Genomic DNA, 12,126 nt, shown 5'->3' with positions numbered 1-12,126 from the left:
AATGATCGGAAAAACCTTTCATATTCGCATTATGGGGCACATGACAGCGTTTTATGCGTGGCATGAGATGACAGAAAGTTGTGCCAGCGAGGCATTAAAGGGAGTACTGGGGATAGCGCGCCTGGTCTTCACGGGCAATTTCAATGGCCAGTTCAGCAACGCCATCGGCCAGCGACGTATCCAGATGTCGCGGCCAGGACGCTGTAAACTCAAGTTCGGGCAGCTCGATGGGCAGCTCGATCAGCCTCGACTGAACGAGCTCATCATGTACCAGCCTCGGAGGAATGGCCCCGATACCGATACCATCGAGCGTCATGCGAACGATCGTCCATACCGACCCCGAACAGTGGAGCTTGAGATGTGTTAGATGCTGATGGTGAAGCAGATTGCCCAGCTCGCGGTAGGGACGACTGTCTCTTGCAAAGGTGATCAGGGCCAGCTCTGACACCTGCTGAAGTGAAAAATCGACAGGATCAATGCCCAGGTCCGGACTGGCGATCAGTCCCATCTTGTAGTGACACAAAAACCGGTTGAGCACCTCCGGCGTATTGACCGGTCCCATCAAAAAGGCCATATCCAGGTCACGATCATGCAGCTTTTTGGCAAGCCCTGGTGAGCTATCGACTTCAAGCTCCAGCGTCATCTCTGGAAAGCGACGCGCCAGTTCGGCAAGAAATCGTGGCAGCCAGCTATGCGCGATCGACTCAACGACGCCCAGACGTAATGTTCCCTGAAAAGGCGTGGCCAGCGCCAGCATCGCCATGGCTTCCTGGCGCGCCTCCATCAGGACGAGCGCATGCCGGTGAAACTGACGTCCTCTGGGCGTTGGCTTGATAGGACGCTGCGTGCGGTCGAGCAAGGGCTCGCCCACCAGTGACTCCAAACGAGCGATACGATCCGAGACCGAAGGTTGGGTCAGATGAAGGTGACGAGCGGCCAGGCGGAAGGATCCCAGCCGCACGATCCAGACAAAGGCTTCGATTTCCTTGAAGTCGAACATGATTCCCTATCGGTCACGGATAATCCCGGCGAGCATACCTTAATCGCAAGGCCTGGCGCGCATGGAAGTGTCCCCTGCCGATGTCGAAAAACGCTACCCCATAAAAAATGAAGCCCTTTTGCTTCCTATATGCGAGACGCACTGCCCTTCGCGGCCTTTTTGCGTTTGGCCGGGAAGAAGGTGCCGTTACGTAGATCTGCTTCGATTTCCTCGAGCGAGCGTCCCTTGGTTTCAGGCACATAGCGCACGATAAACACCAGGGCGACGATGGTAATCAGCGCATAGAGCCAGAAGGTCCCCGAGGTGCCCAGCGCCCCGATCAGCGACAGCGTGGTCAGGGTCATCAGCAGATTGAAGATCCAGTGACTGAAGGCCCCAACACTGGCCCCTTTGCCGCGTACGAACAGCGGATAGACTTCGGCATTGATCAGCCACAGGCAGACGCCAAAGCTTGAGTTGAGTGCCATGTAGATGGCCAGACACGCCACCAGCGTCCACTGCGCGGCAGGGTTGTCAGGGGAGCCGCCGATAAATAGCGCGCCCATGATGATCAGCGCCACAGCCGAGCCCGGCACCATCCAGAGCAAAAAGCGCTTGCGCCCGATCCGGTCGACCAGAAAGATGCCCAGCACAGTGGCCAGATTGATCAAAACGGCACCGCCCACGGCGGCCAGCACCGAGGCGCTGTCGCCGAAACCGGCATCACTCAGAATGGTGGGCGCATAGTAGATCAGCGCATTGTTGCCGGTAATCTGGGAGAACATCGCAATGCCAAAGCCCGCAATCAGGGCCGGCCGCACCCATGAGCTGAACAGATCCTTCCACTGCCCTTCCGGCTGCGCGGCAATCTCCTTGATCTCGTCGAGTTCCTGCTGCGCGCCCTCTCGATTGCCTCTTACGCGCTCCAGAATGCCCAGCGCCTGAGCTTCACGATGTTTACCCAGCAACCAGCGCGGGCTTTCGGGCAACAACAGCATGCCGATCATTAAAATGACCGAAGGGATAATGCCGAGCGCAAACATCCAGCGCCACTGATGCCCCAGCGCATAGCCGGTGAGATAGGCGACCAGGATGCCAAAGACCACCATGAACTGGAACATCACCACCAGCTTGCCGCGATGCGCCGGTGGCGTGACCTCGGCGATATAGACCGGAATGATCTGTGTGGCACTACCCGCCGATAGCCCCAGAATAAAGCGGGCCAGAATCAGTACGCCCACGCTGGGTGCTGCGGCTGACAGAATCGAGCCAATGGTAAAAACCAGACCGACCAGAGCAATCGACCAGCGCCGCCCGATTCGATCGGAAATGGGGCCGGTGCCCAGGCACCCGACCAGCGCCCCGAGAATAATGGCCCCGGTCACAATCTGCTTGAGCGTGTCATTGAGTGCGAAATCGCGCGCCAGCCCCAGAAGGGCCACACCGATGATGCCGGTATCATAACCAAACAGCAGCCCACCCAGCGCCGCAATGATCGACACCACAACGACCAGGGCTCTCCCGCGAAGCCCCTTCTGTGCGTGCCCTGCATGATGATCCATGAAAACTCCTGAAGCTGGCTGAATCGTGTCAGCGTGACTCTCAAAAAAATGCTCTGATGCAAACATCAGAGCCTGACCGGGATTGTAACCTGAAGCCACACTGATACGATCATTCATTGGCCGCAAGTGAGCCCCTAAATAGTGACATCGTGTTAAAAAATGTCGCTCTATTTATAGAAAGCGAATACAGGCCCCATCCCAGCCGATGCGCCGGTCAGCGCGCACGCGGGTTGCCTCGATGCGCTCGGCATTGGGTCGATCGGTACTGGCCACCCACGCTTTCGCGTCAGCCTCGCTACGCCCAAAGCGCATATGCCGCTCGACCAGCCACTGCTCGCGCAGCTCGGTGTCAACCTCGACATACCAGACCTCATCAAGCAGCGGCCTGACGCGACCCCAAGGCGTTTCCTCCATCAGAAGATAATTGCCCTCGGTGACCACCAGTGGCGTCTGCGGTAATACCGCAATACTGGCCGCGATGGGCTCCTCGATCTGGCGATAAAACCCGGGGGCGTAAACGGTTTCATCCGCTTCTGGCGTGCGAAGCCGCTCCAATAACGACACGTAACCGGCACTGTCGAACGTATCCGGCGCCCCCTTGCGCTCGGCGCGCCCAAGGCGGGCCAGTTCACGATTGGAGAGGTGATAGCCATCCATCGGTACCACCTGCATCTCCTCACCCAGCCGGCTCAGCAAGGCTTCGCTGACGCTGGACTTGCCAGCGCCCGGCGCGCCGACCAGCCCCAGCAGTGCCCGGGGGCGCCCCTTGATCAGTGCTCGGGCAGCGTTGACCACGGCCTCATCGATCATGAGACCTGCAGTATCGTTTTCAGACGTCGTCATCTTCTCTCAAACATCCTTTCTCGCGCTTTTGACATGATATGACCACACAAAAAGGGCCGGCTCCAGAGGAGCCGGCCCTTGAGTCTCAAGCGCGGTATTTACAGGCGCTTTTCGATCATGCCTTCAAGCTTTTCCTGGTCTTCGGCAAACTTGCGGATCCCTTCGGCCAGCTTGTCGTTGGCCATGGCATCCTGGTTGTGCTCCCAGCGGAACTGCCTTTCGGTCATGGGCTCGATTTTCTTGTCACCGGCGCCGGTGTCAGTCACCTTGCGCTCAACCTCACCTTCGGTATTGGCGAGCTTTTCCAGCAGGTCCGGAGAGATGGTCAGACGGTTGCAGCCGGCCAGTGCCAGAATCTGATCAGTGTTGCGGAAGCTGGCGCCCATGACCACGGTGTCGTAGCCATAGTTGCTGGCGTAATCGCATACGCTGCGGACGAACTTCACACCCGGATCTTCCTCGGGGCTGTAGTTTTCGACGCCGTCACGCTGCTTGTACCAGTCAGTGACACGGCCCACGAAGGGTGAGATCAGAAACACGCCGGCCTCAAAGCAGGCACGTGCCTGTGCGTCGCTGAACAGCAGCGTCAGATTGCACTGAATGCCTTCCTTTTCCAGCACTTCAGCGGCGCGAATGCCTTCCCAGGTCGACGCCAGCTTGATCAGCACCTTGTCACGACCGATGCCGGCATCGTCATACAGGTCAATCAGTTTGCGTGCCTTGTCGATACTGCCCTGCTGATCGAAGGAAAGCTTTGCGGCCACTTCAGTGGAGATGCGTCCAGGCACGATATTGGCAATTTCGGTACCAATGACCACGGAAAGGCGATCCACGGCGTGCTCAAGCTGCGCCTCGCGCTCCATACCGCTGGCTTCCTTCTTCACATCGGCCAGCGTCTTGTCGATCAGCTCCTGATAGCCGTCCAGATCGAAGGCCTTGAGCAGCAGCGACGGATTGGTGGTGGAGTCATGCGGCTGATATTTCTTGATCGCTTCCAGATCACCGGTATCAGCGACGACCTTGGAAAGCGCCTTGAGAGACTCGAGCTGAGTTGCCATGTATCACTCCATCGTAACGATTGGGATCAGCCGACGAGCCAACATCGGCTGACCGCGATATTCATGCACGAGCGGTACGCGACCGCCTGCAACGTAAATCCTACCGTGTCAGAGCTTCAGGATAGCGGTCTTTAAGCGTTTGGGCATAGTCTGCATAGACATCTGCATAGCGCGAGACGTTATCCCTGTCAGGGGATGTGAGGGTGGATCGGTCAATATCAACCGCATGGCGGCAGATATCGCCCAGCGCCGTCTTGCGACCCTGCATGTATTCATCGCACCACTGCGCCTGCAGCGCGCCTCCCAGTGCGGCGGCCTCGCGAATCACCGGGCAGACCAGCTCGACATTCATGATGTCGGCAATCATCTGTCGCCAGACTGAACTGTTGGCACCGCCGCCGACCAGACGCAGCTGATCGGGACGAATATCAAACGCTGACAGCAGATCCAGACCGTAGCGCAGCCCAAAGCTTGTGCCCTCCATGACCGCGCGACAGAGGTTGTCTGCCGAGAAGTTATGCGCCGAAAGCCCCAGAAAACTGCCGGTGGCGTCCGGCAGCATCGGCACGCGTTCGCCGTTGAAAAACGGCAGTACTCTGACGCCTTCGGCGCCAATGGGCGCACGTGCCACGGCTGCATTAAAGGCCTTCACATCATGACCCAGCACCTGACTTAACTGACTGGTCGCCGAGGTCACATTCATCGTACAGATCAGGGGCAGCCAGCCACCGTGGCTTGAGCAGAAGTTCGCCACCAGACCGTTGTCGGTAATGGCCGGCTGGCTGGCACTGGCATAGATGGTGCCTGAAGTGCCAAGGCTCATGGTTACGGCGCCGGGCTGAATATTGCCGGTGCCGATGGCACCCATCATATTGTCGCCGCCACCTGCCGAAACGATCACGCTATCCCCCAGCCCCAGACGTCGAGCTACCTTATGGCGCACGGTTCCGGCCGGCTGATGCGGCTCAACCAGCCGCGGCAGCACCCGCTGTGGATCCAGCTCGGGCGCCACCTTCGAAAACGCATCACGATGCCAGCAGCGCTTGCGGGTGTCGAACCACCCCGTGCCCGAAGCATCGCCATATTCGGCAGTATATTCACCGGTCAGATAGAAGTTGAGATAGTCATGCGGCAGCAGGATGTGAGCGATACGGTCATAGGCGTCGCGATGGTGCCGACGCAGCCACATCACCTTGGAAGCGGTGTACCCGGTCTGGGGAATCACCCCCAGCATATTCAGACAGCCCTTCTCGCCACCGAGTGCTTCAACGTACTCTGCATTTTCCTTCGAGGACTCGGTATCGTTCCAGAGCTTGCCCGGATAGACCGGCACCCCCTGATCATCAAGGGCCACCATGCCGTGCTGCTGGCCGGAAACACCGATGCCGCGAATGGCGCCGGCATCGATCCCCGCCGCCTCGATGGCCTGATGGAAGGCGGCCTCGAACGCTTTGACCCACCATTCGGGGTCCTGCTCGCGACGCCCGCTCTCGCGGCTGATCAGCTCGTGGGCCTGCTGCCCTTCACCGATGATGACGCCGTTTTGAGTATCCAGCACCACCACCTTGGTACTCTGCGTTCCGCAATCCACGCCGATATACATGAGCTTGTCCTGTCCGAAAATACTGTCGTGGCAATGGCCTAGCGTACCGATTCCACCGTGGCCCGTGCACCCTGCTGATGCAGACGGGAAAGCGCCTGGGTATAGGCTTCCACAAAGCGTTCGTTATCGACCAGATCACCGAACACTTCCCGGTTTTCGATAAAGGCCAGCGGGTTGGCGCGATTGTGCTGTGCAATCCCGTGAAGTTCATCTCGCATGCGATCGACGATCTCGATCGGTTCATTCTGCTCATCGATGCCTTCAGCATAGCGGGCCCAGCTGGCCACGACCGCCGCAGAGCGCTTGATCTCGCCATCACGCTCGAGCTGCTCGCGGATCACCGGCAAAAGCCACTTCGGGATGCGATCGGAACTCTCGGCGCACAACCTTGCCAGAGTGTCGCGAATCTCGGGGTTGGCAAAGCGTTCGATCAGGGTGCGGCGATAGTCATCGAGATCAACCCCCGGTACGGGCGAGAGCGTCGGCGTGCCCTCCTCGACCATGTAGTTGAGCAGAAAATCAGCGTAGAGCTCGTCCTGACAGACCTCGTGGGCATAGCGATAGCCGTCGAGATAGCCAAAATAGGTCAGGGCCTGGTGACTGGCGTTCAAAAGGCGCAGCTTCATCAGCTCATAGGGCATGACGTCATCGACGACCTGAACACCGACCTCCTCATAGGCGGGGCGCCCCTGATTGAAATGATCCTCGAGCACCCACTGGGTGAAGGGTTCACACACTACCGGCCAGCCGTCCTCGATGCCAAAGCGCTGCTTGATCTGCTCACGATCCTCATCGGTCGTCACCGGCGTGATGCGATCCACCATCGAGTTGGGAAAGTTCACTTCCCTTTCGATCCAGTCGCCCAGCGCCGGATCACGGCGGCGCGCAAAGGCCACAAAGGATTCCTTTGCCACATCCCCGTTGCCCTGGATGTTGTCACACGACATGATCGTAAACGGTGCCATGCCCTTCTCGCGACGGCGCGCGAGTGCTTCGACAATCAGTCCGAAGAAGGTTTTCGGCGCCTTGCCGGCATCCAAGTCATGTCGTACCTCCGGGTGGTCAAAGTTGAACTCGCCGGTGACGTGATGGAAGTTGTAGCCCCCCTCGGTGACGGTCAGCGAGACGATGCGGGTCGTCTCACTGACCATGCGATCAATGACCGCTTCAGGGTCGTCCGGGGCATAGAGGTAGTCAACGATCGAACCGATCACCTGCGCCTCCCAGCGCCCGTCAGGATGCTTCAGCACCAGGGTATAAAGCCCGTCCTGCGCCTTGAGTACCTCCTGCATGCGCCGGTCTCCCGGCATGACGCCGACACCACAGATGCCGAAGTCCATCGCCTTGTCCTCATTCATCAGCGCATCGAGATACATGGCCTGGTGGGCACGGTGAAAGCCCCCGACACCGAAGTGAAGGATGCCAACACTGACATCATCACGGTGGTAGCGAGGCAGTGTGACATCACCGCCCAACTGATCAAGATTGCCTGCCTTCAGCGCTGTCATGAAGTCACTCCCTGTGTTGTCGGACGCCCGTTGTCGAATGTCGGAGCCGCCCGGGATCTGATTACGCGGTGGCCTGTACCGAGGATGCTGCCGGGTCTGTCTCAAGCCCCAGCGCCTTGTCACTGTCGGCATCAAAAAGATGGACATGATCCGGGTCAAAGGCCAGTGCCAGGGTATCACCAATCTGTACATCCAGATGCGCCGCCAGCTGCGCCGTCACGAGCGTTTCTCCCACACGCACCTGCGCCATGGTCACCGGCCCGAGAGGTTCGACAACTTCGACGCTTCCCTCAAGCCGCCCACTGCCACTGACCTCATCGGCTCGATGCAGATGCTCGGGACGAATACCCAGCCAGCACTGCGAACGCTGGGCACTGTCACCCAGCGCCGACTGCTGATGCGGGTTCAAGGTGCAGGAGAAGCCCTCACCCTTGAGGGTGCCGCCCTGATGATCGGCCTTGAGGAAGTTCATTGACGGCGTGCCGATAAAGCCGGCCACAAAGCGGTTAACCGGGCGCTCGTAGAGATTGTAGGGCGTATCGATCTGCTGAATGCGACCGTCGCGCATGACCACAATACGCTGACCCATGGTCATGGCCTCGGTCTGGTCATGGGTAACGTAAAAGGTCGTCACGCCCAGCCGCCGATGAAGCCGCGTAATTTCGGCGCGCATTTCGACACGCAGACGGGCATCCAGATTGGACAGCGGCTCATCCATCAAAAAGACCTGAGGCTGGCGCACCAGTGCCCGCCCGAGTGCCACGCGCTGGCGCTGCCCCCCGGAAAGCGCCCGCGGCTTGCGATCCAGCAGGTGCTCGATATCGAGAATTTTGGCCGCCTCATGAACGCGCCTTTTTACTTCATCCTTGGGCGTTTTCTTGAGCTCGAGTGCGAAGGCCATGTTGTGATAGACGCTCATGTGCGGATAAAGCGCGTAGCTCTGAAAGACCATGGCGATGTCACGATCACGAGGCTCGACATTGCTGACGTCCTGACCGTTGATGCGGATCTCGCCGGCCGTGTTGTGCTCAAGACCTGCGATCATGCGCATGGTGGTAGATTTACCGCAGCCGGAGGGTCCGACAAGTACCACGAACTCGCCATCCTTCGTGATCAGATTGAAATCCTCGACCGCATTGGCGTGCTCGCCGTCCTTCTTGCCCGGCATGCTGTCGTAGCGCTTGGCCACATCTTTAAGTTCTACAATCGCCATTGAAGTGCTTCCTTTTCCAGGCACAGCCCTGCGGCTGCGCAGATCCATTCGATGCGCCTACTTGACGGCGCCAAAGGTCAGTCCGCGAACCATCTGACGCTGAGCAAACCAGCCCAGCACCACGATGGGCGCAATGGTCATTACCGAGGCGGCCGATAGTCGCGCCCAGAAAAGCCCTTCACCACTCTTGAACGAGGCCGTGTACACGGCAAGCGTTGCCGCGTGATAGTCGGTCATGGTCAGGCTCCAGAACGACTCGTTCCAGGCCAGAATCAGGGCCAGCAGTCCGGTCGAAGCAAGCCCCGGCAGCGCCAGCGGCAAAATCACGCGAAACATGGTCTGGGTCGTGCTGGCACCGTCAATGCTGGCGGCCTCAACGATATCTACCGGGATGTCGCGAAAATAGGAGTACACCATCCATACCATGATGGGCAGGTTCATGGAGGTGAACAGCATCGTCAGCCCAAGACGCGTGTCCAGAAGCCCCAGCGAGCGGTAGACCAGAAAGACCGGGATCAGCACGCCCACGGCCGGAATGAATTTGGTCGACACCATCCAGACCAGCGTAAAGTCGGTGCGCTTTGAGGGATAAAACGCCATGGCATAGGCTGCCGGTATCGCCAGCGCCAGACCCACCAGCGTTGACCCCAGCGCCGTGATGACCGAGTTGATGGCGTAGTGCCAGTAACCACTGCCCTGGGCCAGCGCGCTTTTGAAGCTGTCGAGCGTCGGCGAGAAAATGAAACTCGGCGTCATGCTGAATGCCGTCTGCTCGGTCTTGAGCGCCGTCAGCACTACCCAGAGAATCGGAAAGAACATGGTGATGCCGATCAGCCAGGCCAGTAGCGTCAGCAACGTGCCACCAAAGCCCTTTTGGCGCCCGGGGGTTTGATCAACGGTAGATGAAGTCATCGCTGGCTCCCTGCGTTGAGGTTACCGGCCACAAACCGGATCAGGAATATGGCGCAGATGTTGGCAAGCACGACAGCGCCGATGGCCGCCGCCGAAGAAAGCCCGATGTCATACTGGAAAAACGCACCCAGATAGATGTAATACGGCAGATTGGTGGTCGCCGTCCCCGGGCCACCACTGGTGGTGGCGTAGATCTCGGCAAAGGAGGTCAAAAAGAAGATGCTCTCGAGCATGATGACGACATAGAGCACCTGCCCCAGATGCGGCAGTACGATATGGCGAAATTCCTGCCAGCGATTGGCCCCATCCAGACGTACTGCCTCGAGCTGATCCTCGGGCAGCGACTGAAGCCCGGTGAGCAGGATCAACAACGCAAAGGGCGTCCACTCCCAGCTGATCATCATGACCACCGACAGCAGCGGATAGCTGGAAAGCCACTGAACAGGCTCAAATCCCATCGAGCGCATGACCCATGAAAACAGCCCGTAAACAGGGTCCAGCAGCATGTACTTCCAGATCAGGCCGGTGACGACCGGCATGACAAAAAACGGCGAAATGGCCAGCGTTCTGGCAATGCCTCGTCCTACAAAGGTGCGATTGAACAAAAGCGCCAGCGCCAGCCCTGCCACGACCGTGACCAGAAGGCAGGTCGCGACCAGAAGCAGCGTGTTGAGCAGTGCATCCCAGAACACGGGATCGGTAAAGAGCAGCTCATAGCTCAAAAACCCGGCGAAGCCGCGCATATCCGGCATCATCAGGTTGTAGTCCTGCAGCGAGTAGTACAGCGTCATCGCCAGAGGAACGATCATCCAGACCAGCAGAAACAGCACTGATGGAGCCATCAGTCTTTTGGTAGGCGCACGCCGTTTGGGTGACGCATTGGAGGGAGGAGCACTCATGTCGCGGGCCTCGAATGGCGGAAGTCATCAACGGAGGAAACCACGCGGGAAGGCGCCCGCGTGGTCGAACGTATTACCGACGATCAGTCACCGGTGATGGCTCGATTATTTGGCGACATCGGCACGACGCATCAGTCGCTCGGTAAAGGCCTGCGCCTGGTCAAGGCCCTGATCCACGCTGGTCTGACCGCTCAGGATGCCGGCCATGATCTGACCCACTCGCGTACCGATGGCCTGGAACTGCGGAATGCTGATGAACTGAATGCCGGTATAGGGCACGGGATCAGCCGTCGGGTGCTCCGGGTCGGCACTTTGAATGGCTTTTTCGACCAGACCGGCAAAGGGGGCGACGTCCTGGTACCCTTGGCTCTCATAGGTCGATTCACGCGTACCCGGCGGCACCGACAGCCAGCCGTACTGGTCAGCCACGCTCTGGATGTAATCAGCCGAGGTTGCCCAGTCAACAAAGGTCTGTGCCGCTTCCGGGTGATCTGCCGATTCAGGCACTGCCAGGGCCCACGCATACAGCCAGCTTGAGCCGGCCTCGGTTTTCTCGTGTGGCGCACGAGCAAAGCCCACCTGATCGGAGACCTTTGAGTTGTCCGGGTTGGAGAGATAACCGGCCGCTACCGTCGAGTCCACCCACATGCCGCACTGGCCGTTGGCAAAGAGCGTCTCGGACTCGGTGAAACCATTGGAAGTCGAGCCCGGCGGTCCGTACTGCGTCAGCATCGTCTTGTAGGCGTTGGCGGCGTTTTTCCACTCCTGAGACGTCAGCTGGGGTTCCCACTGCTCGTTGAACCAGCGCCCCCCAAAGCTGTTGACCATGGTGCTGAACAGCGCCATGTTTTCGCCCCAGCCCGGCAAACCGCGCAGGCAGATGCCATAGACGCCATTTTTGGGGTCGTGCACTTTCTGGGCAAATTCTTCTATCTGGCTCCAGGTGGGCTGGTCAGGCATCTCGATGCCGGCCTTTTCAAACAGATCCTTGCGGTAGTAGGTCATCGAGGACTCTGCATAAAACGGCAGGGCATAGGGCTTGCCTTCATAAGAAAGGCCCTGACGAACACTGGGAATCAGATCGTCGACCCGGTAGCTTTCCGGCAGATGATCCATCGCCTTGAGCCAGCCATTTTTGGCCCAGATGGGCGTTTCATAGTTGCTGACCGTAATGACGTCATATTGGCCACCCCCGCTTGAAATATCGGTCGTGATCTTTTGACGCAATTCGTTCTCGGCCAGGGTCACATAGTTGACCTTGATATCCGGATGCGCCTCGTTGAAGGCCTTGGTCATCTTCTGCATGGTGACCATATCTGGATTATTGACGGTGGCCACCGTAATGGTGGTCTGTGCCTGCGCAAGGCCTGCGCACCCAAGTCCCGCCAGCAGCATGATCCATGGTGTTTTCATTGTAGAGATTACCCCGGGTGTTGGTGGGCCCCTGTGGCAAGAGGCACAGAAATGATTGATATGTTTTTGTCATTTTTTAACATTTGCCATCATGCGCCTATCGTTCAACAGGACAGGCGTTAAGGCAACCTTGCCT

The 12,126-nt window shown here is 58.6% G+C and carries 10 protein-coding genes; all 10 read right to left on the bottom strand.

Annotation, left to right across the window (positions count from 1 at the left end; all coding sequences use genetic code 11):
• Positions 1–94: 94 nt before the first annotated feature.
• Complete coding sequence (locus B9H00_RS11840; protein WP_086900813.1) at positions 95–1,000, bottom strand: LysR family transcriptional regulator; 906 nt, start codon at positions 998–1,000, stop codon at positions 95–97.
• Positions 1,001–1,125: 125 nt separating this feature from the next.
• The gene (locus B9H00_RS11835) at positions 1,126–2,541 is read right to left on the bottom strand and encodes a sugar porter family MFS transporter (protein ID WP_086901846.1); all 1,416 of its coding nucleotides are present in this window, start codon (positions 2,539–2,541) and stop codon (positions 1,126–1,128) included.
• A 171-nt stretch (positions 2,542–2,712) separates the two neighbouring features.
• Positions 2,713–3,384 (bottom strand): nucleoside/nucleotide kinase family protein, encoded by a 672-nt coding sequence (locus B9H00_RS11830; RefSeq protein WP_086900812.1) that lies wholly within the window; start codon positions 3,382–3,384, stop codon positions 2,713–2,715.
• Positions 3,385–3,482: 98 nt separating this feature from the next.
• The gene (gene tal, locus B9H00_RS11825) at positions 3,483–4,442 is read right to left on the bottom strand and encodes a transaldolase (RefSeq protein WP_086900811.1); all 960 of its coding nucleotides are present in this window, start codon (positions 4,440–4,442) and stop codon (positions 3,483–3,485) included.
• Between the two features lie 100 nt (positions 4,443–4,542).
• Positions 4,543–6,045: a xylulokinase gene (gene xylB / locus B9H00_RS11820; protein ID WP_086900810.1), complete on the bottom strand. Its 1,503-nt coding sequence runs from the start codon at positions 6,043–6,045 to the stop codon at positions 4,543–4,545.
• Positions 6,046–6,083: 38 nt separating this feature from the next.
• Positions 6,084–7,553, bottom strand: coding sequence for a mannitol dehydrogenase family protein (locus B9H00_RS11815; RefSeq protein ID WP_086900809.1), 1,470 nt, complete (start codon positions 7,551–7,553; stop codon positions 6,084–6,086).
• Between the two features lie 61 nt (positions 7,554–7,614).
• A complete protein-coding gene (locus tag B9H00_RS11810) occupies positions 7,615–8,766 on the bottom strand; it encodes an ABC transporter ATP-binding protein (RefSeq protein WP_086900808.1) in 1,152 nt (383 codons plus the stop codon).
• A gap of 57 nt (positions 8,767–8,823) precedes the next feature.
• Complete coding sequence (locus B9H00_RS11805; RefSeq protein WP_086900807.1) at positions 8,824–9,678, bottom strand: carbohydrate ABC transporter permease; 855 nt, start codon at positions 9,676–9,678, stop codon at positions 8,824–8,826.
• Complete coding sequence (locus B9H00_RS11800; RefSeq protein ID WP_086900806.1) at positions 9,675–10,577, bottom strand: carbohydrate ABC transporter permease; 903 nt, start codon at positions 10,575–10,577, stop codon at positions 9,675–9,677. Before B9H00_RS11800 ends, B9H00_RS11805 begins: the two co-directional genes overlap by 4 nt.
• A 105-nt stretch (positions 10,578–10,682) precedes the next feature.
• Positions 10,683–11,990, bottom strand: coding sequence for an ABC transporter substrate-binding protein (locus B9H00_RS11795; RefSeq protein WP_086900805.1), 1,308 nt, complete (start codon positions 11,988–11,990; stop codon positions 10,683–10,685).
• Positions 11,991–12,126 lie beyond the last annotated feature (136 nt).

The sequence above is a fragment of the Kushneria marisflavi genome (assembly GCF_002157205.1).
GTDB classification, from domain to species: domain Bacteria; phylum Pseudomonadota; class Gammaproteobacteria; order Pseudomonadales; family Halomonadaceae; genus Kushneria; species Kushneria marisflavi.
This window is presented reverse-complemented; position numbering and strand designations above follow the sequence as displayed.